The organism is Phycisphaerae bacterium, assembly GCA_035275405.1.
In the GTDB taxonomy this organism is placed as follows: domain Bacteria; phylum Planctomycetota; class Phycisphaerae; order UBA1845; family UTPLA1; genus DATEMU01.
In genome coordinates this window covers 532,565-558,609 of record DATEMU010000003.1, presented here as the reverse complement: position 1 = coordinate 558,609, position 26,045 = coordinate 532,565, and the positions used below count along the sequence as shown (strand labels likewise).

Below are 26,045 nucleotides of genomic sequence, written 5' to 3'. Positions count from 1 at the left end.
CGACACCCGGCGAGAACGTCATGCCCCGGTTTATTTGCCCTACCTGCAAGCACTCATCCCTCGATCCACGGTCCATCGAGGCACCGTGCCCGGTGTGCGGATTTCACGCCGCTGCCGACCGGCAATGGGAAGTGGAATTGGCGGGCGGGAACGAAATGCGGAGCATCGCGCGGCGTCAACGTTGGCTCCTTTGGATGACCCTGGCGTGCGTCGCGAGTTATATCTTCATGATCGCCGCCCTCAGCCAATCCGGCGTCAACATGGTTTTCGTAATGGGCGCGGGCGTCATCTGGGTGGGAACGCTTCTTGCAGTGGTGCTTGCCACAATCTGGATGAGCGCGGCGCTCCCCCACCGCGCCGCGCTCATCATCCTCTTTGTCCTGACCTGTTGGATGCCGATGGTCAATTTCCTGGTCCTGCTTTACATCAATAATCGGGCCACGCGTGTGCTACGGCGCGCCGGTCTGCGAGTCGGGTTCATGGGCGTGAAGGATGATGATGTCGTCCGCCGACTTTCGCCGTACCTTTGCCTGACCTGCGGTTACGACCTGACCGGTAACGTCAGCGGCATCTGTCCGGAGTGCGGCAGCGTCGTCCGCAAAACCGAGCCCGCACGGCCGTGAAAAAGGGAAAAGTGCGACGGGTTTGCTTGCGGGCCGGCTATTTTGTATAGAAATGAAACGCGATGAATTGAGCGGTTAACAGGTCATTTCGTTGCCTGTGTTGTTGCGCGAAGGAGGTACACGCATGGCAGTTCCAAAAAAGATGATCGGTTTATCGGCACGTCGAACGGGACTTATCTTGCTCGCGCTCGCGGGCATCTTCTCGGCAAGCGGCTGCGATCTGACGGAATTCGGCGGCTATTATGACTATTACGATCCATACGGTTTCGGTTCGCTGGGTTTCCTCCCGGACGCTTCCGTTGTCCAAAGCGTCAACGACTATCGCCAAGACGTCTTCGACACGGCCAATGATGCGTGGGATGAATACATCCGCGAATAGGCGAACCGAAGAACTACGGCTGAAACACGCTCAGCGCCGAGCCGATGAAACCGGCGTCGTTACCGAGTTCGGCGAGGCGGATTTCAGGCGGGTCGCCGAGCATTTTCGATTCGAATTCGGCGATGAATTGAGTGACGGGCTGAAGCAGTGACTGACCGGCGCTGCTCATTCCCCCGGAAAGTACGATTCGCTGCGGGTTGAGGATGTGGTGGATGTTGATGCAGGCGATGGCCAGGTAGCGGCAGGTTTGCAGCCACGCTTCGCGCCCGACCGCATCCCCTGCGTCGGCGGCCTTCTGGACATCTTCGCATTGCAGGTCGCGGCCGGATTTCAAGATCTGTTGCAGCGTTGAGTCGCGGCCCTGCGCGAGGAATTCGCTCACGGTCGTCACCGTCGCCGTGGCGGAAGCGAGGGCCTCGAGGCAGCCGAGTTGACCGCAGCCGCAGCGGCGACCGCCGGCCTGGACGATCATGTGGCCCAGTTCGCCGGCATTTTCCTGCGCCCCGCGCCAGAGCCGGCCGCCGGCGATGATACCGCCGCCAACCCCCGTGCCGAGGGTCAGCATGACCATGTCTTGAACGCCGCGACCGGCGCCGCAAAGGGCCTCGCCGAGGGCGGCGTTGTTGGCGTCGTTGTCGAGCCAGATCGTCAGGCCCGTCGCGGCCTTGAGGCGCTTGACGATGGGAACGTTTTTCCAGCCCGGCAGGTTCGGTGGGGAGATGACGATCCCTCGCGCGCGGCTGAGGGTGCCGGGGACGCCGAGACCGACGCCGAGCACGGGCCGAGTCATGCTTTGGGCGGCAACTTGCAGCTTTCCGACCACGTCGGCAAGACGGGCCAGCACGTGATCCACTCCACGATCCGCCTCGGTGGGGACACAGTCGGTTTGCAGGACGCGACCGAGTTCATCGACGAGACCCGCCTTGACGGCTGTTCCACCGACGTCGACACCAATCGCCAGTCTGGTCGCAGGTTCGCTCATTGAGGCACAGGCAGATGGTAGAACCGGCGGGTGTTCGCCTCGGTGATCGTAATCAGCGTTTCCAAATTGATTCCGCGGGCCGCGGCGATGCAGCGGGCCGTATGCGGCAGGTACGACGGCTCGTTGGGGCGGGCATTGCGGACCGGCTCGGGCGACAGGTAGGGCGAGTCGGTTTCGATCATCAGCCGGTCCTCGGGGATCATCGCGGCCACACGGCGCAGCTCGCCGGAGCGTTTGAAGGTGACAACGCCGGTCAGCGAAATCCAGTAGCCGCGCTCCAGAATCTCATTCGCCTCCGACTCGCTGCCGGTAAAGCAGTGGAATACCACGTTGGGGATGCCTTGGCAACCCGCGAGCGAATTGAGCACGTCGGTGTGGGCCTCGCGGCAATGGATAACGACGGGTTTTTTCACTTCGGCGGCAATTTCGAGCTGACGGGCAAAGACGCGCTGCTGCGACTCGCGGTCGGAGAAGTCGTAGTGATAGTCGAGGCCCATCTCACCGACGGCGTGGACATCCTCGCGGCGGACGAGCGCAGTGAGTGCGGCGTCCCATCCCGCCTCAACCTTGCCGGCCTGATGCGGATGGATGCCGCAGACGACGTGGACGTTGGGGAACTGCGCGGAGAGGTCCAGGGCTTTTCTCGCGTCATCCATGTCCGTCGCGATGGTCACGCACTCCCGCACGCCCGCGGCGGCGGCGCGCTGAAGCACGGCGGGAATCTGCGAGCCGAGTTCGGGATAGGTGAGATGGCAATGAGAGTCGATCATGCGCGCCGCCAAGGACCGGTGAGAATCGCCACCACGCCATTCTACCGCGAGGGCGTGAAGGCTTCGATGATGTGCCGGACCGTTGGCTCGCCCTCGGGCGGAATGACCACGCTGATCGCATCGAAACGGTACGCACAATCGGGATGGCGGTGGGCGGCGAGCCAGTAGCGGGCAGTCTTTTCCATCTGCCGACGCTTGGCGGGCGTAATGTTTTCTTCCGGCGGAGCGGCGGCGTCGGAGGCGCGGCTCTTGACCTCGAAGAAGACGATGCAGCCTTCGCGAAAACCGATGAGGTCGATCTCGCCCGCGGCGCACTCGTAGTTGGCGGCGAGGACGCGGAAACCGTTCTTCTTCAGGAAGCGCCGGGCGATTTTTTCGCCGGCCTGACCGAGTTGTTGGGTGGCGGTACGCATGAGACGAGATTTTGGCCTGGGCCACGAATCGTGTCGAGTGACTCAGGCCATTTTCAAACAGCCCCGAGCGCCTGATGCTACAACGCCGGCAGGCCAAGCGGAGGGGATTCTGGCTTCTTCTAGACTGACAGGATTACAGGATTGACAGAATTTGGAAATGCGCGGAAGTCATACGCCTGCATGACCGAACATCGCGAGTCAGATGCACTTTCTTTTCGGCATGACACGAAAGGTCTGGGCTATCATATAGGGGGGACGGTCGGCTATAACTCCCACCGCCTCCAAATGTCCGTCGGCGAAACCTCCAACCACCGATCGGAGTTGCAGAGATGATACTTTCAGATCGTTACTTATTCCCGCTGTACAGATCCATTGCACTGCTCGCAGTTTTGGCGGCGGCACCTCCGGTGACTGGGGCTGGGGGTGAGCCGGGGGAAAAATTCGAGGGGCCACGATCGAGTCCTGACCGTGTCGGCCCCATTCCAGAGGACACGGCCTCGGATGCAGAGGGGCTTCTCGATCAGGGCGAGAAGGCGCTTCTGGATGGCCATTATGCAAAGGCTCGTGAGTACTTTGCCAGTGCCGCGTCGCTCAACCCGCATGATCCACGAAGCCGCTTATCGAAGTCATTCAGCGAATTTGCCCTCGGCGATTTCGAGAATGCGGCGACGACGGCTCGCGAAGTCATGAAGATCGCCCCGGACCTGGCCGCGACTCCGCTGGATATGCGCGGACTATTTGGTGAGATTGGCATTATCGAGAAACAACTCGCGAACCTGGAGCAAATCACCCAGCTTCACTCCAAGAGTTCGCGAATGTACTTCCTTCTGGGCTTTGTGCGGTATTTCAGCGGCGATCGCGCAGCGGGCGCTCAAACGCTTCTTGATTACATCGCCGCCAATCCGGAGGATTCGACGATCCGGCCTTTTATTGAGATCGCTGGAAGTGCCGCCAAGCCGCCGTCGCAACCTGACAAGCGATCGAGGGCGCAGCCGTCACAGCGACCGCCGAGTGCAGGGCGGGTCGAGGCGCCCAGGCCGCAATTTCAAGATCGCCCCTCCGCGCCCGCCGAACCCCCGCGAGAGTATTCGGATTCACCGCAAGGGCATCCTTATCGTGTGGAACCTTCGTTTTCCGGTCCTCCGAATCCACCGGGCCGGACCACCGTCGTTGAGCCGCGCCACCTGGATCCAGAAGCGGCGTACCCCCCGGCTCCTGAAAGCGATAAGTTAGCGGAGATCGCCGTAGATCTATTTTGTCGTGCTGAAGGCCTCGATCCTATTGAAAACGAGGTCGTTGCCGAGGTAACGCACGAGGACTTTGACGAAGAAACCGGGGAACTTGAGGCCGAAGTCGAGATGCACTGGGTAAAGTGGAAGTATAAAGAGAAACACGGACGGGGCGTTAGAAAAGCGAAGTCAAAAAGCGAGACCATCGAATTGCGATTCGATGAAAGTGGCCGGTTGATCGATTACGACGACTGACTACGGCGGGGCCTGGCCCGATGGGGGATCAGACCGGCACGGCGACTTGCGCGCCGCGGGGGATTTTCTCTGTAGGGACGCCGGGGGTTTCGGCGGCGCCGGAGGCTTCTTCGGCGCGCTCGCCGCCGCGGCGTTCGCGGAGCTTGCGGGATTTGCCGACGCGGTCGCGGAGGTAGTAGAGCTTGCTGCGGCGGACCTTGCCGTGGCGAATCACTTCGACCGCCACGATGCGCGGCGACTGGATCGGAAAGATCCGTTCAACGCCTTCATTGTTGACGATGCGCCGGACGGTAAAGGTCTCGTTCATGCCCCGGCCCTGTCGTCCGATGACGACGCCGACGTAGGGCTGCACGCGTTCCTTCGAACCTTCAATGATCCGCACGCCGACGGAGACGGTATCGCCGATGTCGAAGGCCAAAGGTTCCTTGCGGAGCCGGCCCTTTTCGATGCTGTCAATGAATCTGTTTCGCATGATACGTCTCCTGACCTTCTCAATGTCGGCATTCCGGGGTGTCCGTCTTCGTCAACCGATTCGCCACCAAATCCGGGCGTCTCTCCACTGTTCGACGGAGGGCCTCGTCGGCGCGCCACGCCCGGATACGGGCGTGATCGCCGCTGAGGAGGATCTCCGGGACTTCCTTCTCTCGATACACCCGCGGGCGGGTGTATTGCGGGTACTCCAGGTACGCCGCAAGTTCTGCGCGGCCTGCGCCGTTTTCCGCAGCCAGCGGCTGCGTCGAAAACGACTCTTCCTCAATCGAGGTCTCGTCGCCGAGCACTCCCGGCAACAGCCGCACGACGGCGTCCACGACCACCATCGCCGCCGCTTCGCCGCCGGACAGCACGTAGTCCCCGACGGAAATCTCCATCGGCGACAGCAACTCTCGAATTCGCTCGTCGAAGCCTTCGTAATGGCCGGCAACGAGTAATAACCGCGACCGCGTCGACAACTCCTCAACGATTCGTTGATCGAGCCGCATTCCCTGCGGCGTCAGCAAGACGCGTGTCGCGGGCGACTCCGCTAATTTTTCTACGGCCTCGACCGCGTCGATGACCGGCTGACACATCATGACCATCCCGGGTCCGCCGCCGAAGGGTCGATCGTCGACCTTTCGATGGGGGTCGGTGGTGAAGTCCCGGATGTTGTGACAGGTAATCGTCACTCGGCCCGATCGTCGGGCCCGGCCAAGGACGCTCGCCTCAAAGAAGGGCTCGCAGGCCTCCGGGAAAAGTGTCAGCACGTCGATCCGCATGGCGAAACCTGCCGGTGGCGATCGGCCGTGCGACGGAGCGAACCGAAAGGGATTCACGGGCGGAGACGCCCGTGCCACCCGGCTAACTCACGCGCGCTGCGTGCCGATGCCGTGCTTTTTGAGCAGGGTCCGTACGGTGTCGGACGCCGTGGCTCCGTTTTTTAGCCAATGTTCGATACGCTCCTTTTTCAGAACGACCTGTTTGCTTTGATCTTTTTGGATGGGATCGACGAATCCCAATTCTTCCAGGAACCGACCGCCGGTCGGATCGCGGCGATCCGATGCGCGAAGACGAAAGAATGACCGATTGCGGCGGCCGAGTCGAACGAGTCTCAGGGTGACTGCCATGGGTGCCTCAGATTGATACTACATCGCCTTCCAAACAGCGAAGAACTCCGAATGATACCACAAAGCCGGGGTTCGGCAACCCGTAGTTTGGCGTGCTTTGGACGTCTGTCATTGGATCGTCCCGTCGCGGTATAATACCGCCCTAACAGAGGTTACGTCCGTGTCCGATAACCACTTACGTCAACTTATCGATGTCGCCGCGGGCCGCCGGCCGGCCGATTTAGTCCTCAAGAACTCCAAAATCGTCAATGTCGTATCCCACGAAATACAGGAAGGCGACATCGCCATTGTAGGCGAGCGAATCGCCGGAATCGGGGATTATCAAGCGACCAAGACCATCGATTTGGCGGGACGCTATGTCGCTCCGGGGTTTATCGACGCCCATGTCCACATCGAATCGTCGCTCCTGGCCGTGCCGGAGTTCGCGCAAGTGGTGACGGCCCATGGGACGACGGCGGTCGTGGCCGACCCGCACGAGTTCGCCAACGTCATGGGGGCGGAGGGCATCTCGTATGTTCTTCGGGAGGCGAAGTACGCGCCAATCGATGTCTATGTGATGCTCAGCTCGTGCGTGCCGGCGAGTCCGCTGGAGACCGCAGGGGCACAGCTTACGTCGGAGGATCTCGCGCCGTTTCTGTCGAATCCGTGGGTGCTGGGGCTGGCGGAGATGATGAACTACCCCGGCGTGATTGAAGGCGACGCGGAGGTGCTTGCGAAGCTGGCGATCTGCAAGGAGCGCGTCATCGACGGGCACGCCCCCGCCGTGAAGGGTGCGGCGCTGACCGCGTATGCGGCGGCGGGGATCATGAGCGATCACGAATGCACCCGCGCCGAGGAGGCGGCGGAGAAGCTGCGCCGCGGGCTGTGCATCATGATCCGCGAAGGCTCGCAGACGCGAAACCTGGCGGCGCTGTTGTCGCTGGTGAAACCGGAAACGGCCGACCGTTTCATGTTTTGCACAGACGACAAGGACGTGCGCGATCTGCTTGAGGAGGGGCAAATCGATTACATGGTGCGGACTGCGATCGCGGGCGGGCTCGATCCGATCCTGGCGGTGAAACTGGCCGGATTCAACGCAGCGCGGTACTTCGGACTGCGGCAGGCCGGCGCAATCCTGCCGGGTTATCGCGCGGATTTGGCGGTCCTGGAGGATCTGAAAAGCTGCCGCGTCGTGGAAACCTATCATCGCGGTCGGCTCGTGGCGGAGGATGGACGGTGCGTGGTGGACCGCCCCACCGCAACCGGGCGGGCGGCGCTGCGGAGCAGCGTAGACGTACATTGGATCGAGCCGAAGGACTTTGTCGTGGCGGCGCCGCCGGGGGCGACTTCGCAATCGCCGCCGAAGATCCACGTCATCCACGTCTTGGAGAACCGCATCGACACGGAGCGAAGCGTCGAATCGGCGGCGGTGCGCGATGGCCAGCTGGTGGCCGATGCGTCGCGGGACCTGGCCAAGCTGGTGGTCATCGAGCGCCATCGGGCGAGCGGAGAGATTGGACGGGGATTTGTCCGCGGATTCAATCTGCAGCGCGGAGCAATGGCTTCGTCGGTGGCCCACGACGCGCACAACATCATCGTGGTCGGCATGTCGGATGAGGACATGATGGCGGCGGCCGTGCGGCTGGTGAAGATGCGCGGCGGCCTCGTCGTCGCGGCGGACGGGAACGTGGTGGCCGAAGTGCCGCTTCCGATCGCAGGGTTGGTCAGCGATGAGCCGGCGGAGGCGGTGGCCGACAAGCTGCGCGAGGTGTGCGCCGCGGCGCGGCAATTGGGCTGCCGGCTGGAGCAGCCGTTCATGGCTCTGTCGTTCCTGAGTCTGTCGGTGATCGGGAAGTTGAAGCTGACGAATCTGGGGCTGATCGATGTGGAGCGGTTTGAGCCGATCTTATTGATTTCGAATTAAGCCCGATGGTCTCAAGAACCCTCGCGAATCCACTCCGCCAAATCATCAATCACTTTCTTGTCGACGTAACCGGCCTTTTCGTATTCCGCCGGCGTGGACATGCCTTTGCCGGTCATGTAGAGGTGGTTCAGGTCGTCGTACCATTTGAACGTGACGTTTTTCCTGCTTCCCAGGCCCTTTCGGTAGATCTCAAAGTCCTCCTTCGTGATCTGGTGATCTCGGCCCCCGCCGCAGACGAGGATGCGGCAATCCAGCGCCGCCGCCTGCGGGACGGCTTTTTGCGCGTATTTGTTCAGGTCATCCCAATAGCCTATCGGTGCGCCAAGCAGATCGGTTCCCGGCTGCGCCTTCCCGAATCGAGTGAGGGCGATTTTTTTTCGATTTTCCTCGAACAATTTCCTCGTGACTTCCTGATCGGGTCCGGGAAGCGAGGCAAGATACGAAAGCTGACCGAGAATGACGTCATAAAAGTTTCGCGACGTGCCGGAAAGAAGGACGACTCCTCCGAGTTTCTTGTCGTCGGTCGCAATCTGCGGCGCAAGAGTCGCGCCGAGGCTATGGCCGAGCAGATAGACACGCGACGTGTCGACGTTTGATTGTGTCCGTACAAACTTCAGCGCCGCCAGCGCGTCGTCGATCACCTCTTCGCGTACGGTGATTTTACCGGTCTTGGCCAGTTCCGCCTTGTGTGCGTGGGTGCGCTTGTGGTAGCGGAGGACGGCGACGCCGTTCGACGAAAGACCGTACGCCAAATCGCGAAAGACCTTGTTGGGGCCGATGGTTTCATCCTCATCGTGCGGGCCGGAGCCGTGGACCAGAACGACGACGGGGCAGAGGACCCGCATGCGCGGGACCGTCAGCTTGCCGTTGATCGTCCACGGGCTTTTCCCGAATTCGACGGCCGTTTCCGTATACATGCCGGGTTCGTCATACGGCGGTGGCGCGGAGGGCTTGGGCGAGAGGTCGGCGCCTTCGGCGGGTTTGATCCAGAAGCCGGTGATCTTGTCGGATTTGTCGAAAACGAGTTGCAGCTGCAGTTTGGCTTTGTCGAATTCGGCGGGAACAGAGATCGCGTTATTGCCGCCGTCCTTCCGGGCGTGCTGTGGACCGAACGATTTGAACGAACCACATTGCGTCTCGAGGGATTTCCAAATCTCCTCGAGCTTCGCCGCGGGCAAGGCGCCCTTCAATGTCTTGTCGAACCACTTCGTGGCGTCGGCATATTTGCCCGCAGCGAGGGCCTTCACGACGGCGTCGGCCCTTTTTTCCCGGCGCTGTGCGGAGGCAGGTTCTTTCTTGGACTTTGGGCCGGCTAAAACGGGCGACGCCGCCACCGCAATGGAGGTGAGGCAAAGTCCGACAGCAACCCGGCGGTTTGACTTCATATTGCAATTCTCCCTCAAGACGATGGAGCCAAGGATACTGCAGTGTCTTTAGAAGAAACGCTGCTCAACAAGCAATATTAACGCGGCGACTCCGATGATTGCACGCCGGACCGGCACGCGGATGTTTGGCGGAGGTGCGGGCTTGGGCCTATCCTGCCGCCATGGGCAGAAAGGCGAAGAAATCGAAGGCGGCGGACAGCGCGAGCCGCGGCGATCGAACGATTCGTACGGTGGGCCACTTTGCGATCGTCCTCGCGGGGATTGTCGTGTATGCGAACAGTCTTGGCGGGCCGTTTATCTTTGACGATCAGGATGGCATCGTCGAGAACAGCACGATCCGCCAATGGTGGCCGCTCAGCGGAGTTCTCTCGCCCCCGCGGAACACGACCGTGGCGGGGCGGCCGGTGGCGAATTTGACGCTGGCGCTAAACCACGCAGCCGGCGGACTTTCGACTCGCGGGTATCACGTCGTCAATCTGTTGATCCACCTCTGCGCGGGACTGGTTCTGTTTGGAATTGTGCGGCGCACGCTGCTCTGCTTGAAGGACCAGCGGTTTCATGCCTCTGCCACGGGACTCGCGACGGCCACGGCTCTGCTCTGGGTCGTGCATCCGTTGCAGACGGAGAGCGTGACCTACGTCATCCAGCGCGTTGAATCGCTGATGGGGTTGTTCTATTTGCTCACTTTGTACGCCGTGATTCGCCATGCGGAGCAGCCGGGGCTTCGATGGTTCATCCTTGCGGTCGCAGCCTGCGGGTTGGGGATGGCGACGAAAGAGGTCATGGTGACCGCGCCGGTCGTGGCGCTGCTTTACGACCGGGCGATTCTTGCGGGGACGTTTCGAGAGGCGCTGCGGCGGCGCTGGGGACTTTATGCCAGCCTGGCGGCGACATGGCTGATTCTCGCGTGGCTGGTCGCGGGCGGACCGCGGTCGGTGACGGCGGGGGTGGGGATCAAGGGGATCACGCCGCTCGATTACGCTACGACACAACTCGGTGTGATCGTGCATTACATTCGATTGTCTCTCTGGCCAGATCCATTGTGCCTGGACTATGCGTGGCCGCTGGTGACGCCCGCGCGGGAAGCGATCGGGCCAGGGTTGTTCATTGGCGCGCTCCTGGCCGCGACGCTTTGGGCGTCGGTGCGGCGACCGGCGATCGGGTTTCTCGGAGTGTGGTTTTTCCTGATCCTCGCGCCGACGTCGAGCTTCGTGACAATCAAGGACGCGGCGTTTGAGCATCGGATGTATCTGCCGCTGGCGGCCGTGATCGCGATCGTTGTCTTCGTCGTGGACAGCGCGCTTCGACAGTTTGCGCCGCGAGGCCACCGGCCGGTCGGGGTCGTCTTGCTGCTGATCGTCGCGGCGGCGCTGGGAGGCGCGACGATTGCGCGGAACCGCGACTATGAATCGGTCGTGCGAATGTGGACGGACGTCCTCGAGAAGCGGCCGAACAATCCGCGCGCGCACTTCGCGTTGGGAGTGGCAAAAGCGGAATCGGGCCAAAGGGACGAGGCGATCGGGCACTATCGGGACGCACTGGCGCTCGATCCGAGCGACGCGCGGACGCACAACAACTTGGCGATCGTCTATGCGCAGGAGGGGCGAAAGGCGGAGGCCATCGCAGAGTACGAACGGGCCTTGGCGCTGCAACCCGAGCATGCGGAGGCGCACAACAACCTCGGCGTGCTGCTGGCGGAGCAGGGTCGGACGCAGGACGCGATTGGGCATTACCAGGCGGCCATCCGGTCGGATGCGGATTGGGCCGGGGCGCACAACAACCTGGGCAACGCGCTGTCGAAGGTCGGCCGGCTGGCGGAGGCGGCGGAGGCGTACGCATCGGCGCTGCGATTGCAGCCGGATTCGGCTGGCGCCCACAACAACCTGGCGGGCCTTCTGATCCAGCTCGGCCGCGCCGAGGAGGCCCCGGCCCACTACGAGGCGGCGCTGAGGATCGCGCCGTCGGCGACGGTGATTCGCACGAACTACGCGGATTGCCTGATGCGGCTGGGGCGCCAGGCGGAGGCGGCGGAGCAGTATCGGCGGGTGCTGGCGGTAAATCCGGATGATGCTGCGGTGCGGGGGAGGCTGGAGGCGGCGGCGGGAGCATCCCGCGGTCGCTAAGAAAGCGAATCACACTTCTATGTCGAGTTCCCTGCGCGGATGAGGTTCGAACTCGAATCCCCGGGGGGAGGGGGGCGAAATTGAGCGAGAACGAGCGAAAAAATGGTTCCGCAGATGACGCAGATGGGCACAGACGAATGGACACGATTGACAGGATTGACAGGATTGAAGAAGGCACAGAGATACCGAGAGGTTTGTTTGCTGCGCAATCGACCGCAAACGAGCGCCATATCAGAGCAGGAGAACAGGCAGGCAGGAGAGCAGGTGAGGCGACGGGAGTTGAGCGGAGCCGCGAGATGCAAACGATCAAACTCTTGAAGTTGAAAACGCTTGAAAATCTTGAAAATCATCTTCATGGCGCGGAGACTCCGCAGAGCTGGTGGCCAGTGAACAGTGATCAGTGGCCATTGCAGCGTAAGCGCGGCGGCTTCGCCGCTTCTATTTGTCCTCTGCCAGATACTCTTGCTCAGCGCTCCCTCTAATCTGAACAGGGGAACAGGTGAATAGTTGATCAGGGGAACGGGGGTGTAGACGATCAGGTGAAGGCAGGGGTGTGCGGAGGCTTGGGGCTTGGGGCTTGGGGCTTGGGGCTTGGGGTCCGCCACCCGCCTTGGCGGGTGAACTCTGGAACTTCGACTTGAGGTTCGCGGCGACTGTAAACTCGGACTAGATTGCGTCGGACTGTTAGTGGTGGCGGGGCAATGGGTTAGGCGCGGAATAGCGAGGTAAAGAAAATCGCGAGCCAGGGCGTTGCGCGGGCGGGCGAGGGGCGACTATCGTTGTAGTGAGTGGCGTTTGATTATCAGGTGCGCGTGTCGGATGGGGCGACAGAAAAGGTTGTGGCCACCCTACGGGAGTACGAAGAGGTGATCATGCCTGAATACTCGATGCCGAGCCCGAGTGGGGATCGATATTGCAGGAAGTGCGGATATTCTCTCCTTGGGCTTCCCGCCTGTTCGCGATGTCCAGAGTGTGGACAAGGGTTCAACATAAACGAGCCCAAAACCTTCCGGAGGCGTCCCCGGCGCGCTTCAAGGTTCTATCTCACGCTCTTAGGTGTACCCATTGCTGTGGTCGTGTTGTGGGGTCTTTGGAGATTCAACCTTGTACCACTCCCGATGTCACAAGCGGAGTGTCTTCAACGCATCTGGCCCGAAGACGTTGCTAGACCGATTACTCGAGTGACGGGATGGAAGTGGTTTGGCGATCCTTGGGGACGCGTGCGCTTCTACGGACACGATGATCGCCTTCAGGCCGTGTTCGTCTTTGAGAGGCCCGAGGTGGAGTGGTATCACAATAGGCATGAATGGATCAGAGAGGCGATCTGGTACACCCCCGATGGGGCGATGTATGAGCGCTGGCACAAGGACGGTCCCTATTGGGTTAATCCTGATCCCGCTCGTGATTTTTATTCGGAATGGGAAGCGTTTGCGAAGCGGTAATGCGGCTACTGGGTCAGATTATCGGTGAGTCATGGGCGAGCGGCGCCGCGTAGCGGCGGATATGTCAAGGTTATCCCTCATGATCATCGCGGTGGCGATCGCGACAGGATCGGGGTGCGGGGCGAGCAATATCCGCGTTGCGGACGAGCCGACGTTTTCGAAGCTGGCGGGGCGGTGGTCGATTCCCTGGAGGGAAGTGGAGCGGGCAGTTAGTGAAGGGCAGGATTCAAGCGGGACCTCGCCGCAATGGTGGGCCAATGAGCGGGTGGTCTTCGTGACGATCGAACCGGATGGAATGATTGATTGGTCGCGTTCTCTCATGACTTCGCCCTATGGACTGCATGGCCTCAGAAATGCAGGCGACACTTGCGGCGCATTCAGGTTGACCGCGGCGGAATACACGCCGACGCAGACGCGCGTGAGGATTCAGCGCGGCGGGGCGGACGGGGCCACGAGTAGCCCCGATGATGAAGCATTTATCAATCTGGAACTGCAAGGCGATGGTTCGGCGTTGATGGATTGTGGCGGCTTCTATGCACCCCTGAGTTCGCTGAGACTTACGCGGCACGATCGACGGCGATACCGGGTAGACAATACTTCCCGCCTCGCGGGAAAATGGTCTTTGTCGCCGGACGATCCCAGGGCCGTGTTGGTCGTCCGGGAAGACGGGACCTTCGATTGGTCGGGGACGCTGGAGTCGGCATTTCAGGGGCTTGGGCAGATCGAGTATGAGGGTGATCGCGTGTTTACCATGAGCGCTGTGTTGCAGCTGCGCGAGGCGCGATATCTCCCGGCTGTCAGCAGCATCGTGATCGAAATCGTCAGAAAGGGCGAGGACAGTCTTTACTACAAGCTAAGCGCGAAGTCCATCGAAAATGAGCGAATCAAGGTGTCGGCCGCGATTGATTTTCCGACTAATGAAACAGTCAGCGGGACGCGCACCCTCTACCGGATACACGGTGGGGACGGGCGATACGACTCCGTTTTTTCGACGCTGCTTCGGGAGGAGATTCAACGGAAGCAAAGCCCGGTTACTGAGGGGTGGGACGAGGTCTGGAAGTGATGATCGCGTTGATCGTCTATGGCCGAAGGCATCGCCGGCGTGGTACGTGTTCACACGTCTGTCGGCGATGCCAATATAGTCTGGTCGGCCACGTGAGCGGACGGTGCCCGGAGTGTGGGACTATCATAGGCCTCGATCGGGAACAGTCGCCGGTGGATTAATAGTCTGTGTTGCAACGAGATCGGATAATCCGTCGACTTCAACGCGCGAGGCAGTTGTACGGCGCGAGTTTGCTTCTCATCGTCGGGCTCACGATTCTCAGCTGCATCTGGGTCGTGAGCTGGGACAGCGATATGTCGCCCAATGAAGTGTCGTTTTGCAGCGGTCACTTGGCTATTCTTCACGGGCCTCCTGAATATGGCCCAACAAAAGGATGGCACATTCGTGAAAACTACAACCCTCAATTTGTTTGCTGGCCGTTACCGTGGATGTTCTTCGAGTCCGGGAGAAGTTTGTACAGCGTTCCAATTTCGCTATCTGCAACGGTGGTATTGGCACTTCCCCTTTGGCGTGTAACTCGCAAGCTCAACCGGTTCAATCGGCGGTTTCGTTGCAGAGACTGCGGCTACAACCTCACCGGCAATGTCAGCGGTCGATGTCCGGAGTGTGGGACGGCGATTCCAGAGGAGCAAAAGAAGGCCATCATATTGGAAGCGGGGGGGGCGGGACACAACCCCGTTGGGGTAGCAGCGTGAATTCAATGCGCGGTCCCCCAGGGTAGCCCCGGCGCGCCGGGACAACCCTGGGCTATGTGATGGAACGCCTTTGGCGTTGGGGAAGAGCAAAGTGACGGAAGGGACCAAAAGGACAAAAGAGACGGAAGGGACAGAAAACGATGGCGGCCGGCGCCGGGATTGCGCAATTCCTCCGCCCGCTTCGGGGCGGGGGATTTATTTTGGGGGACATCCTTCCCACGGTCTCGCGACCGTGGCTACGGTCCTGCGCCCCCGTTGGGGGCTAAGAACCATTCGATCCCTTCGTGATCATGATTCTATTTTTGGTGGGCTTGGTAACAGGGGCGTTGCCTCCTGCCTACTAACGGTCAGCCCTTCAGGCTGAAAATCCAGACGGGGGCGTTGCCCTGCCTACTGTCGATCAGCCCTTCGGGCTGGGAAGGCGCGGGGGCGGCGACTCCAGGAGCAGCGAGCGTACGTCCAGTTCGATAGACGGATTCTCGGGGGCGGGGCGCTGGCCGACGGCGAAGGCGACGTGCATGCGCATCTCATTCGGCTCGAAGACGACGCTGTGGTAGGTCAGCACGCGGCCGGTGAACTGGGAGCTCTTCAAGATTTGCCAGGCCTCGGGCAGGCCGATCTTGTGATGACCGGAGGCGGCTTCGTGGAGGCGGCGATCGATCTTCTCGTAGCGATCGCAGGAGACCGACGGACGGCGACTGAGATAGTGGTTGGTGCAGGTGAGCATTCCGGCGTAGGGGCCGGATTTCGACTCACACATGCGCAGGGTGACACCGCTGTCCTTGTCCAGATCGCCGTCGTATTCGAAGACGCCCGCGGAGGCGTGCTTGCCGTCGTAGGGGAAGGCGACGGGGACGTTGTTGCCGACGGCGGTCGTGCGGGATTTCAGTACGCGGGCGACATCGTCGAGGGCCGTGGCGGCGTGCGCCTGCTCCAACGCTTCGCGCAGGGCCATCGCCCGTGGGGCCAGGCGCGAGGGATCGCTGGCCGTCGGGCCTTCGGCGTCGTGGATGCTGATGGTCACGCCCTCGGCGTTCATTCCGGTCAGGCAGCCGATGAAGCAGGGCCAGGTAACGGAGACCCAGGCGAGGGTCTTGTTCCCGTCGGGCGGGATGCGGACGACGACGATCTGCTGACCGTCCAGGGCGGGATAGTGAACCCAGTCGAGGTTTCGGCCGACGAGGGTGTGGCCTTTTTCGGTGAGCGGTCCCCAGGCGGCGAAGGATGAGCAGCCCATCCGCGCGGTGTAGGGGATACAATTGATGGCGAGGAGGTCGCGATACTCCAGCGCGCGGCCGAGGGCGGGGACGGTCAACTTGTCGCCGAGGCGGGCTTTGCCTCCGGCGATGATGCCTTCGAGTTCTTCCTTGTAGGCCTGCGGGATTTTCATCCGCTGCATGACCATGAAGGAGGTGATTTCGTAGGCCTTGATGGCGTCCGGGCCGCCGAGACCGCGGAGATAGCCGTCCAGGAGCTTGATTCCCTGTGGGGCGAGGAGGTAGCCCTGAGCGTAGCCTTGCTCGCGCGGGGTGCCCCAGATGCGGAGGACGGGGACGCCCTTGATTTCGCGGAGCTCGCCGTTGATGGGTTTCGAGGGCTCGGCGGCAATGACAGCATAAGGAAATGCGAATACCGAAATGGCGGATGCAACGCACCAGAATCCAAGGCGTTGACGGATTCGATTGATCTGCCAAACGGCAAGCCGGTTCGAGCGATTCATTTGAGGATCAGAGAATTTGCGTTCCAATCTTGCGGTCAAGCTCAGGCCTCCTCCGCTCCGCAAACACAACCTTGTCGCCGGCGATGGCGGGTGGAACCCGTCCTACAGCAGTTCCTTCAGCTTGCGCTTCAGGATTTTTCCTGTCGGGCCGCGGGGGAGATCGCTGGCGATCACCACGCGGCGCGGGACTTTGTAGCCCGCCACGCGGTCGCGGCAGAAGTCTCGCAGGGCGATTTCCGTTGTTTCCTGTCCCTCGCGCGGGACGACGAACGCAACGACGACCTCGCCGCGTGACGCATCCATTTGCCCTACGACTGCCGCCTCGGCGACGGCGGGATGGTCCTCCAGGACCGCCTCGATCTCGCGCGGGTACACGTTCTCCCCGCCGACGATGATCATCTCCTTCTTGCGGCCGGTGATGCGGATGTATCCGTCGGCATCGACCGTGCCCATGTCGCCGGTGCAATACCAGCCGTCCGGAGTGATCGCCGCGCGTGTTTCGGCCTCTTTATGATAGTAGCCCTTCATGACCATCGGCCCACGGACACGCAGCTCGCCGACCTCTCCCGCGGCGACGCGCTTGCCCTCGTCGTCGAACGCCGCCACTTCCGCGCCGGGGATGGCCTGACCGACAGTGCCCACGCGGTTGGACCAGGGGACGTTGAGGCTGACGACGGGCGAGGCCTCGGTCATGCCGTAGCCCTGGAGGATGTCGACCCCGAAGCGCTCCTTGAAGGCGGCGTGGACGGCGTCGGGGAGGGCCTCGCCGCCGCTGAGGGCGTATTCGATCGTGGCGAAATCGTCGGGCGTGGCCTTTTTTACGCGGAGCATTGCGGTGAACATGCTGGCGATCATCATCGTCACGCTGACCTTTTGCTCGCGGATGGCCTCGATGATTCCCGCGGGGGTAAAGCGCGGGAGGTAATAGGTGGAGGAGCCGAGGGCGACGGGGACGAGGAGCATTGCCGTGATGCCGAAGCTGTGGAAGAGCGGCAGGACACCGAGGAAATGATGGTCCCGCTTGAGCTGGGCCTTTTCAACCGCGGCGTCCATGTCGCTTTTCAGGTTGCGATAAGTCTGACACACACCCTTGGGCACACCCGAAGTGCCGGAAGTGTAGAGCAGGATCGCGGTGTCGTCGGGCTGCACGCTCGGCGGCGGCGGCGTGCGATGGAGCCGCTCCAGCACCATCTCGCGCTTGATCGGCAGGTCCTCCATGAAAATCGCCTTCACGGGAAGCTGCGCGACGGCGTCCGCGAAATGTTTGACGGTGTAGATCGTGTCGAGTCCGGCGTCATTGATGATCGCGGCGATTTCGGGGGGCTGGAGAAGGAAGTTGAGCGGCACGACGGTCCGACCGGCCCAGAGGATGCCGTAGAAGGTCCCGGCAAATGCGCAACTGCTCGGCATGAGGATTCCGACATGCGGCGCCTGCGTGGTTTTCTCCACCTGCCGGCGCATGACGTCGGCGAAGCGGAGGAGGTTGGCGAACGTGAGCGAGGTGAAGGGATCACTCACCGCGGGCTTGTCGGGACCGCGCTCGGCGGAGGCGAGTAAGGTTTCTATCAGCATGGTGCGCTCCGAAATCAGGACTTATCGAAGATAATAGTGCACTCTACACCAAGGGAACACCGCCCAACTTCGGGCTTCCGATTATCCGGCGACGGTGCTAAAATAGCAGGTCAGGAGAACACCATGGCGGCTGCTGTGTTGATCGCATCAGAAAAGTCGGAGCTTCTTCAGGGTCTGCGGATGACGGCCGAGGAGTATGCGTCGCTTCCGGAGACTGAGGAGTGGTATGAGCTAATTGACGGAGTGGTTTGCATGTCGCCCAGCCCTCTGCCCCTGCACCAAAAAGTGGCCGTGAAAATCTCGTCGCAGATTGACCAATATCTTGATACTCATCCCGTCGGCGAGGTCTTTGTCGAAGTGGATGTCTATCTTGGTGAGGGCCCGCGCGGCGGCGATCTGGTCTATCGCCCGGATATCGTGTTCCTTCGGCAGGAACGGGTTTCCAAGAATCTGACGCGCATTACCGGGGCGCCGGACCTCGTCGTGGAGATCATCTCGACCTCCTCGCGCCGCTTTGACTACGAAACGAAGAAGGGGGACTACGAACGCTGCGGCGTCCCCGAATATTGGATCATCGACCCCTATCGCAAGGAGTTGGCTTTTTATTCGCTGAAGCAGGGGCGGTATGTCATGATGGCCCCTAAAGGAGACCAACTCATGAGCGAGGCCATCCCAGGGTTCGAACTCGATCTGAATCGCTTGCGGCGATCGTTCGAATGACTCGTCATGCCGCGCCGGCCGACGGTTTCGCGTCGGAGATCTCGCGGATCGCCGGAAGGAAGTAGTCTTTCGCGATCACGTCCCAGCTCATCTGGCTGGCGAGTTCATAACCCCTGCGTATGTAAGCGGCCTTCTCTTCGTGGGATCGCGGCAGGCGCTTGAGCAATTCGCGGGCCACGTCGGCGGCGACTTCGTCGTCGAAATCCTCGCGGGCCTCGCGGGTCATCCGCATGTACTCCTCGATCGTGTCCGGTGTTGTGCGGTAATTGGTGTAATCCGCGACGACGACGTTCGGCGTGCCGCCGCGACCCGCGACCTTAGAGACGAACCCGGCGCAGCCGCAGATGCTGCTCATCACGCAGATCGCCCCGAAGGACAATGCCTCCAACTGGGCGATGCCGAAGGGTTCGTAGATCGACTGGCCGAACTCGACGTCGCTGCCCCGGCGGATGTCCCAGAACTGCATGTCGCGCGGCATCCTCGTGCCACAGCTCGACCGGTCGAACCCAAATTGGTTGATATAGACGATCTTGGCGTTGCGGCTGCGGGCGTTGAAGGACTGCACGCCGGAGTAAAACAGGGCCTCGCCGGCGGTGAGATCGGGCATTCCCTCGCGATGGGCGACGGGCCAATCCCACCAGCGCTCCATGTGCCGAACGTCGTCGGGGGGCCGCGGCCCGCCTATTTCAGTAGAAAGGACGAAGAGCACCGCGGTCGTTTCGTGGCGGCGGAAGTCCTCCTCGATGTATTTCATCACGTTGAGGTCGCGCCAGAGCCCCTTGCTCGGCGTCATGCGCGTCACGTGCGTGAAGATGTAGTCCGGGCGGTCGCCGAGCAGGGCCTCGGCGTAATCGGCGAGGCGCTCTTTGCTGGCGGCGGCTTCTTTTTCCGCATTCTCGTAGGCGGGGATGCCATTGTACGTCAGGCGGATGTTCGATCGCTTCATCTCCGGCGAGAGGAAGTGCAATTCGTCCACCACGTAATCGCCGACGGCGAGGGTCACGTCCAGATGGCGGCTGGCCTCGGCGAGGGCGTGGCGAAAGTAGCCTGACTGGTCGCCGAACACGTCATTGATGTAGCGGCCCTCTCTTTGTGCATGCGCCAGGACGTTGTAGAACATCGTGTCGTGGCCGGAATGCTCCTCGACGATCTTGCGAATCGGCGGAACTTCGTGGGCATAATAGACCGTCCGCATGTTCCACTCGGGATGGAGCTTCGCGGCCAGGGCCGTCGGCAGGCCCATGAATTCATGCGCGACGATGACACTCTGCGAATGAGCCGCACCGCCGCATAGGGCGCGAACGGCGGCCAGACCCGGCTCGGCCAGTCGAAGGTATTGCTCGTACTCCCAACTTTGCTCATAGCGCGTGGAGACGATCCCGAAGGCCTCGTAGAACCGGCCCTTTAGGGCGTTGACCGCGTCCGCCGCCGCGCGGCCAATGTCAATCAAGACGACTTCCGGGCGCTGCACAGTGCCCGTAAGCGGATCGCGGAGCATGCGCCGGCCGTAGACGATCTCGACGTGAAAGCGTTGCTGAACCTGCCGAAAGGCCTCCGCCAGGGCGTGATTCGTCCGGCCGTCGATGGACGAGTACAGAACCTCCCCTTCCGGCCCGAGGCGGTCGTCTACGTGACCGTCGGCGCGGAACAGGGGGCATAAGAGGATCGTGCGATGGACGGCTTCGGAATAGGCCGGCGAAGTAATCAGCCCTTCGAGAACCGAACCGATTCCCCCGATCTTCTGCACGGCCTCGTGGGTGACATGGACAACGTTGAGCATAGTCAGGCTTCCTTCCTAAGAAACGGATTTTAGCATAAGTGGTTCGCTTCGATCGAGCCGGCTCGGCAAGAGCCTCGTCCTCCCTCTTTATTTCGGCGTTTTGGCGTTTATACTGGGGGCCGATGCTGACGTTTTCATTGCAGTCCGGCTCGAACGGGAATTCGATCTACGTCGAGGCGGGGGACACCCGGCTGCTCTTTGACGCGGGGATCAGCGGCGAGCAGGCCGCCAACCGGATGCGGGCCCACGGCCGCGACATCCGCGACGTCCAGGCCCTTATCATCTCCCACGATCACTATGACCACACCCGCTGTGCCGGCGTGTTCCAGCGGAAGTTCGGGCTCCCTATCTACATGAGCAACGCAGTTTTTCGGGCCATCCGTTACAAACTTGGGAAAGTGCGGGATGTGCGATCCTACACCCCCGGTGACCGTCTCGAATTCGGTGATGTCAGCGTCCACACCATCCGCACGCCGCACGACGGGATCGACACGGTTTGTTTCGTCGTGGAACACGAGGGCAAGCGGCTGGGGATCTTTACGGATCTGGGCCATCCATTCGCGGCACTCCAGTCGGTGCTGGGGGAAGTGGATGCGGCTTACCTGGAAAGCAACTACGACGTGGAAATGCTGCGGACGGGGTCGTATCCCGAGCAACTCAAACGCCGCATCGCCGGGGACGCGGGCCACCTGTCCAACGACGAGGCGGCGGAGTTGTCGCAGCGCTGCAAATCGCGCCGTCTGCAATGGGTGGCCGTCGCGCACCTGAGCCAGGAGAACAACCGGCCGGATCTTGCGCTGGAGACGCATCGCAAGCGGATCGGAAGCTTGTTTCCGGTGCATCTGGCATCGCGGTACCAAGTGAGCGATGTGTTTGAGGTGTAGGGGCCGCCTCGAATAAGAACAGCCGCGATCAATTCAGGAGGTCAATGTATCTTGGTGGGCCTTGTTCCAAAAATTGAGTTGGCGACTCTGATGGCCGCGAACCTAGTGGTTGAGGCCATCGAAAAGGCCAAAGCAGAGAAGACGGTTTGACGGGCGCTGGGCTGAGGTTTCGCGTCGAGTCCTCCGCTTCGGCTTTCGCAATATCCAGCGCGCGAAGTTCGACGTAGTACGCCGGGCTGACGCGTTCGATCGCGTAGCCGATCGGTTCCGGCAGGCGAATTCGCAGTCGCGAGCAAAGCGCCGCCAGCGCCGGTGCGGGGAGCCACATGCGACCGGCCCAGAGCGGGACGCCGAAACAGGATCGCGCATAGAGGACCCTCGGCGCGATCGCGCCGAAGGATGAACCCGCCACCACTGGATTTCCTCCCCATCGAGGTCCATCCCGCGCAGCGCGGCGCTGATAGGGACGGATTTCCTCTATTCAGTTGTATTCCTGAAAGGGGGAGACTTCGCGGGCGAATCCGAGGAATCTGCGAAGGGTCGAAAACACGGACGGCGGTGGAGAGGATGAAATTTCGTTATGAGACGAGCGGCGATTCAGTTGTCTTCCACCATCGGCCGCGGGGCGCGGCGAATGGGGTTGCGCGGGTCGTCGCCGTTTTTGGCGGCCACGACCTTTTCCGCCAGCCGCCGATAAGCGTCGACAACGTCCCGGCAGATCAGATCCACGCGCTGGCGCAGCTCGCGGCGATCCTTGATGAGCCGCGAGGAGACGCGGCGAAGGCGACGGCTGCGCCGGCCGCGGCGCTGCTCCTGGCGACCGCGTGCGACCACGCGATCGATGCAGTCCAAGAGTCCTTCACCGTCGGCCGCCGAGTCGATCACGTCGGCCGCGCCTTCGCGGAAGGTCGAGCGAACCTGCTCGACGTCCGCATTAGGTGCGACAACGACCAGCGGCGTCACAACGGCCTTTGCGGCGACTTCAACCAGCCCCAGGGCTGAACCGTCGGAAAGGTTTTCCTGAGCGACGATCACGTCGAAGGCATCGGAGGCAGCGAGTCGACGGGCCTCTTTGATCGTGTCCACGACGGACACGTGCGCGTCGTCCCGGGCGGTCATAATGTGCGTGGCCAGCATCGCGGTGATATCGGGCTCATCCGCGACGATCAGGATTTGAAGATGGTTGTGTGGCATCCTTGCTTCCTTCATTCGCTTCCTTGCTTCGTTCCCCATTCACTCCATCCGAGGCGAATACTGATCAACCCCACCCTGACCCGCCCCTTCGCAAGGGGAGGGAAAAAAGTGGCCGGCGGGCCGTTTCAGCCGTGAGAGCGAGGGGAGGAGGGAGAGAGGCCTACGCGACCCGCCTGGCCCGGAATTCGTTGTCGCCTGTTGGCGCATGAATACTGGTTGATTGACCCCCCAATCGGCCGCCGTTTTCAGATAGCGGCCCTCGCCCGAAGTTCGCTTACTTTGTTTGAACGGGCGGGACAGGCAGTCGCAGAGTGACCGTTGTTCCCTGACCGGGTTGGCTATCAATCTGAATCGCCGCCTGACCGGCCGCGACCCAGCGCTGCACTCGGGCCAACCCCAGCCCCCGTCCGCGGCCCGCCGGTCGGTGCGAGAAAAACGGATCCATCGCCCGCCCGAGTACGTCCGCCGTCATGCCACGTCCATTGTCGGACACCCGCATGACGACGTGTTCTTCGGCCAGATCGGGAGCGGCCTTGACGGTCAAACGGCCGCCGTCGGGGGTCGTGGCCTCGACGGAATTGGCGATGAGTTCCCGAAAGAGATGCGATAACTGTGTGCGATCAAACCATACAGGCGGCGTAGATGGGGCAACCTCCAACGACAGGTCCCGCCCATCCAATAATCCCGCGGCGGCCAGTTCTGTCCGGAGGGTCTCAAAAAACTCCGCGGGATTGATGGATTCGGGAACGGGGGTGCAGGGTCGGGCAAAGTCCATTAACTCGGTGACGATGTTACTGGCACTTTGAGCCTGGCCGGCTATTTCCTTCAGAACCGCGCGAACCGGTTCGTTGGTGATGCGGCTGTGAAGGAGCTGTGCGCGGCCGGAAATGACGGCCAACGGATTGTTGAGGTCGTGCGCGGCGCCGGCGGCCATGGCGAGTACGGTATCGAGCGTGCTGTTACGAATCCGGTGCGGCTCCAGCGCGGCAGCGCGGCGCTGCGCGGCGGCGAGTTCGTCAGCGAGGCGGCGACCAGCGGCATATTCCCCGGCACGAGCGAGAGCGAGACCGACGGCGTGCGCCAAAGCGGAAAGCCCTGTTATTTGCCGCTCCAGCGCGGTCATTGCGTCATCGGTCCCGGTCAGCAGCGCGCCCCCCACCCAGCGGTTGTCATGAAGAATGGGCAATAGCCGCACGGTTCCGTTGCCCAGCGCCCCTCGCGCACGATCAATGACGTCCGCGAAGTCGCCGGGCACCGCCAAAAGCCCTGCACCGGCTTCTGCATGTTGCGCTTCGGGTGTCGCGGACGACGTACCGCCCGCTGCGTCGACCGATCGCTGATATACGGCGCTGCGTGTCTGGCCCTCCGCCCAGCCGACATCGACCCACTGGCCGTTCGCACTGACGACAAAGACGACCGCGCGAACTTCATGAAGGCTGGTTCGACATGCCCGCTGAATGGCCCCGGCCCCGGCGGCGCATACCTCGCGCACGCTGGCAGTGGCCGACAAGGACTGGTTGAACCGGTCGACGGCCGTGAAGTAGCGAAGATCCGTTTTGAGCCGGCGGTTTTCCTCCATCAATCGAACCGACTTGTCGCGCACCGAGGCCACAAGGGCCGAACTGACAGGATCGGTTTTCGGCCGGGGCGACAGCCAACCGGCCCGCGCCGAGACTTCGCTCAGGAGTGCGTCGGCAATGGTATTTCGTTTCTCTTCCGAGAGACCGAGTTGAATGGCGAGAAGCTGCGAAGAGCGGGCGATGGTTGGAGTACCGGAGAAGCCGATCCGTCGCTCCCGGGCAAGGGTGTCGGCGAGTTGAACGATTTGCACGTGCCTCCCGACAGCGACAGCGGCCGGCAGCGACTCGGGCAGGTGATGGTGCAACCAGATGCACTCCGCGACCCGCTCCGGAAGTCCCCAGCGCTGCGCGAGATGACGGCCCGCAGCCAGATGATCGATGCCGAGAACGGCCTGCTCGACGTCGGCGAAGTCCGCACCGGTCGCTTCGAAGCGGCGAAGCACGCGGACGTAGCTTTTCGGCAGTGCCGCATCGAGCGCGGCCTTGCCGATATCGTGGACCAGCCCCGCCGCGAACATTTCGAGCGACGCGACCGGCATTTCCAATGCCTGGCTGATTTGTGCGGCGCCACACGCGACGGCCAGGCCGTGCCGCCTGAATTCAGCCTGGTCGAGGCGACCACGGCGATCCCCGCAGCCGGTTTCCAAGTTGTCCAGGATTTTGAGGGCGAGGGCGAGCGCTCGAACCCCCTCGACGCCGTGCAGGGCGATCCACTCCCCGACGAAGACTCGTGCCGGCCGGGGATCGAACGCTGGCAATGCCTGAATCGCTCGCATCTCGGCGAGTAATGGGGCGTCCGCGACAATCGAATTCGCGAGTCGGCCGGCATCGGCCGTTCGTAAACCCCCTACCCGAGGCGGCGGCAGTTCATCGAGCTGGGAGAGGATCTGCTCAACCTTGTGGGGATCGGCGGCGGCGGCCGTGCCCCACGGTCCATCTTCGAGCTGCGAGGTTCCGCCTGGGCGAGGTGCTTCGGACATGGCGGTCTTCCCTTCACATGCGAACTAATAAACGCTGCTGCACAGTTCCGCGATTCGGTCAATGAGTTTGTCGATGTCGAACGGCTTCTTGATGAAATCGTCGGCCCCCGCAGCGCGGAGCTTTTCGAGTTCCGCCGGCGCCACCGCTCCGGAAACGATGATGATTTTCGTGTGCGCGAGCTCAGGGTCACTGCGCACCCGCTGGCAGACGACATTGCCGTTCACGTCGGGCAGGAGGTAGTCGAGAAGCAGGACGTCCGGCTTGTATTCTTTGGTCAGGGCTCCAGCGTCGAAACCGTTGGACGCCGACTTTACTTCGAAGCGGCCGTCGCGGCCGAGCAGGTCGGTCAGCATGTCCACGATGGCGGGATCGTCATCGACGATGAGCACGCGCCGCTTGCCCGTGTCGAGGTTCTCGATCGGGATATTGTTCTGCTTCATGAAAGCGATGAGTTCGGCCCGGGGCACGCGACGAAACTTCGAACCGGGCACGCGGAATCCCTTGAGCCGGCCGCTGTCGAAGCAGCGGATCACGGTCTGCTGGCTGATCTTGCAGATTTCGGCGATCTCGCCAGTAGTGAAGACGGCCTTCATACGCCACTCGGTCGGCGGGGAGTGCATTGCCGCCACCCTTTTCTATTTTCGGTCTTATACGCATCCTACCTAGAGCCCCCAAATTAACAAGGCCAAAATTGTGCGACCTCAACATGTTGAATAGCGAATTCACGGTGGCCTGCACAAAGAACATTGAG

At 61.8% G+C, this 26,045-nt stretch carries 23 protein-coding genes; 10 read left to right on the top strand and 13 right to left on the bottom strand.

The features are described from left to right. The first annotated feature begins 20 nt into the window (after nucleotides 1-20). Together VJZ71_04260 and VJZ71_04255 are read left to right on the top strand one after the other, a co-directional pair. Nucleotides 21-623: a hypothetical protein gene (locus VJZ71_04260; GenBank protein HKQ47268.1), complete on the top strand. Its 603-nt coding sequence runs from the start codon at nucleotides 21-23 to the stop codon at nucleotides 621-623. Between the two features lie 124 nt (nucleotides 624-747). Beyond that, a complete protein-coding gene (locus VJZ71_04255) occupies nucleotides 748-1,002 on the top strand; it encodes a hypothetical protein (GenBank protein HKQ47267.1) in 255 nt (84 codons plus the stop codon). Nucleotides 1,003-1,015: 13 nt separating this feature from the next. Here VJZ71_04255 and VJZ71_04250 read toward each other — a convergent pair whose 3' ends face one another. From VJZ71_04250 to VJZ71_04240, 3 genes are read right to left on the bottom strand one after another with little or no spacing between them, the layout of a single operon-like run. Then, entirely contained in the window at nucleotides 1,016-1,984 is a 969-nt protein-coding gene (locus VJZ71_04250; protein ID HKQ47266.1) for an ROK family protein, read from the bottom strand. Further along, nucleotides 1,981-2,754: a TatD family hydrolase gene (locus VJZ71_04245; protein HKQ47265.1), complete on the bottom strand. Its 774-nt coding sequence runs from the start codon at nucleotides 2,752-2,754 to the stop codon at nucleotides 1,981-1,983. The genes VJZ71_04250 and VJZ71_04245 overlap by 4 nt, the downstream gene beginning before the upstream one ends. Before the next feature lie 41 nt (nucleotides 2,755-2,795). Continuing rightward, complete coding sequence (locus VJZ71_04240; GenBank protein ID HKQ47264.1) at nucleotides 2,796-3,167, bottom strand: YraN family protein; 372 nt, start codon at nucleotides 3,165-3,167, stop codon at nucleotides 2,796-2,798. 407 nt (nucleotides 3,168-3,574) lie between these two features. Here VJZ71_04240 and VJZ71_04235 point away from each other — a divergent pair, with 407 nt between their 5' ends. After that, nucleotides 3,575-4,651 carry a hypothetical protein gene (locus VJZ71_04235; GenBank protein HKQ47263.1) on the top strand — a complete coding sequence of 359 codons (1,077 nt, stop codon included), beginning with the start codon at nucleotides 3,575-3,577 and terminating at the stop codon, nucleotides 4,649-4,651. Nucleotides 4,652-4,679: 28 nt separating this feature from the next. On the opposite strand, the gene rplS is transcribed toward VJZ71_04235, so the two are convergent. The 3 genes from rplS to rpsP form a co-directional block, all read right to left on the bottom strand. Further along, entirely contained in the window at nucleotides 4,680-5,123 is a 444-nt protein-coding gene (gene rplS, locus VJZ71_04230) for a 50S ribosomal protein L19 (GenBank protein ID HKQ47262.1), read from the bottom strand. Between the two features lie 19 nt (nucleotides 5,124-5,142). Then, nucleotides 5,143-5,904, bottom strand: coding sequence for a tRNA (guanosine(37)-N1)-methyltransferase TrmD (gene trmD, locus VJZ71_04225; GenBank protein HKQ47261.1), 762 nt, complete (start codon nucleotides 5,902-5,904; stop codon nucleotides 5,143-5,145). An 87-nt stretch (nucleotides 5,905-5,991) separates the two neighbouring features. Further along, on the bottom strand, nucleotides 5,992-6,252 hold the full coding sequence (rpsP, locus tag VJZ71_04220) for a 30S ribosomal protein S16 (GenBank protein ID HKQ47260.1): 261 nt from the start codon (nucleotides 6,250-6,252) through the stop codon (nucleotides 5,992-5,994). Between the two features lie 160 nt (nucleotides 6,253-6,412). Between rpsP and ade the strand changes: the two genes are divergently transcribed. After that, on the top strand, nucleotides 6,413-8,155 hold the full coding sequence (ade, locus tag VJZ71_04215) for an adenine deaminase (protein HKQ47259.1): 1,743 nt from the start codon (nucleotides 6,413-6,415) through the stop codon (nucleotides 8,153-8,155). Nucleotides 8,156-8,166: 11 nt separating this feature from the next. Here the strand turns inward: ade and VJZ71_04210 are convergent, their stop codons facing one another. Then, entirely contained in the window at nucleotides 8,167-9,540 is a 1,374-nt protein-coding gene (locus tag VJZ71_04210) for an alpha/beta fold hydrolase (GenBank protein ID HKQ47258.1), read from the bottom strand. 161 nt (nucleotides 9,541-9,701) lie between these two features. On the opposite strand from VJZ71_04210, the gene VJZ71_04205 reads away from it, so the two are divergent. The 4 genes from VJZ71_04205 to VJZ71_04190 all read left to right on the top strand — a co-directional run bounded on the left by VJZ71_04205 (nucleotide 9,702) and on the right by VJZ71_04190 (nucleotide 14,168). After that, nucleotides 9,702-11,663 (top strand): tetratricopeptide repeat protein, encoded by a 1,962-nt coding sequence (locus tag VJZ71_04205; protein HKQ47257.1) that lies wholly within the window; start codon nucleotides 9,702-9,704, stop codon nucleotides 11,661-11,663. A gap of 80 nt (nucleotides 11,664-11,743) precedes the next feature. Continuing rightward, nucleotides 11,744-12,145 (top strand): hypothetical protein, encoded by a 402-nt coding sequence (locus VJZ71_04200; GenBank protein ID HKQ47256.1) that lies wholly within the window; start codon nucleotides 11,744-11,746, stop codon nucleotides 12,143-12,145. A 699-nt stretch (nucleotides 12,146-12,844) separates the two neighbouring features. Further along, nucleotides 12,845-13,105: a hypothetical protein gene (locus VJZ71_04195; GenBank protein ID HKQ47255.1), complete on the top strand. Its 261-nt coding sequence runs from the start codon at nucleotides 12,845-12,847 to the stop codon at nucleotides 13,103-13,105. Nucleotides 13,106-13,184: 79 nt separating this feature from the next. Next, a complete protein-coding gene (locus tag VJZ71_04190; protein HKQ47254.1) occupies nucleotides 13,185-14,168 on the top strand; it encodes a hypothetical protein in 984 nt (327 codons plus the stop codon). 1,095 nt (nucleotides 14,169-15,263) lie between these two features. Here VJZ71_04190 and VJZ71_04185 read toward each other — a convergent pair. Then, nucleotides 15,264-16,583, bottom strand: coding sequence for a C45 family peptidase (locus VJZ71_04185; GenBank protein HKQ47253.1), 1,320 nt, complete (start codon nucleotides 16,581-16,583; stop codon nucleotides 15,264-15,266). 102 nt (nucleotides 16,584-16,685) lie between these two features. Further along, entirely contained in the window at nucleotides 16,686-18,155 is a 1,470-nt protein-coding gene (locus VJZ71_04180; GenBank protein HKQ47252.1) for an AMP-binding protein, read from the bottom strand. A gap of 123 nt (nucleotides 18,156-18,278) precedes the next feature. Between VJZ71_04180 and VJZ71_04175 the strand changes: the two genes are divergently transcribed. Continuing rightward, entirely contained in the window at nucleotides 18,279-18,875 is a 597-nt protein-coding gene (locus tag VJZ71_04175; GenBank protein ID HKQ47251.1) for a Uma2 family endonuclease, read from the top strand. 4 nt (nucleotides 18,876-18,879) lie between these two features. On the opposite strand, the gene VJZ71_04170 is transcribed toward VJZ71_04175, so the two are convergent. After that, nucleotides 18,880-20,655, bottom strand: coding sequence for a hypothetical protein (locus tag VJZ71_04170; GenBank protein HKQ47250.1), 1,776 nt, complete (start codon nucleotides 20,653-20,655; stop codon nucleotides 18,880-18,882). 122 nt (nucleotides 20,656-20,777) lie between these two features. On the opposite strand from VJZ71_04170, the gene VJZ71_04165 reads away from it, so the two are divergent. Continuing rightward, entirely contained in the window at nucleotides 20,778-21,539 is a 762-nt protein-coding gene (locus VJZ71_04165; protein ID HKQ47249.1) for an MBL fold metallo-hydrolase, read from the top strand. A gap of 597 nt (nucleotides 21,540-22,136) precedes the next feature. On the opposite strand, the gene VJZ71_04160 is transcribed toward VJZ71_04165, so the two are convergent. The 3 genes from VJZ71_04160 to VJZ71_04150 form a co-directional block, all read right to left on the bottom strand. Beyond that, nucleotides 22,137-22,733: a hypothetical protein gene (locus VJZ71_04160; protein HKQ47248.1), complete on the bottom strand. Its 597-nt coding sequence runs from the start codon at nucleotides 22,731-22,733 to the stop codon at nucleotides 22,137-22,139. Nucleotides 22,734-23,007: 274 nt separating this feature from the next. Continuing rightward, the gene (locus VJZ71_04155; GenBank protein ID HKQ47247.1) at nucleotides 23,008-25,293 is read right to left on the bottom strand and encodes an HDOD domain-containing protein; all 2,286 of its coding nucleotides are present in this window, start codon (nucleotides 25,291-25,293) and stop codon (nucleotides 23,008-23,010) included. Nucleotides 25,294-25,317: 24 nt separating this feature from the next. Continuing rightward, a complete protein-coding gene (locus VJZ71_04150; protein ID HKQ47246.1) occupies nucleotides 25,318-25,887 on the bottom strand; it encodes a response regulator in 570 nt (189 codons plus the stop codon). Nucleotides 25,888-26,045: the final 158 nt, after the last annotated feature.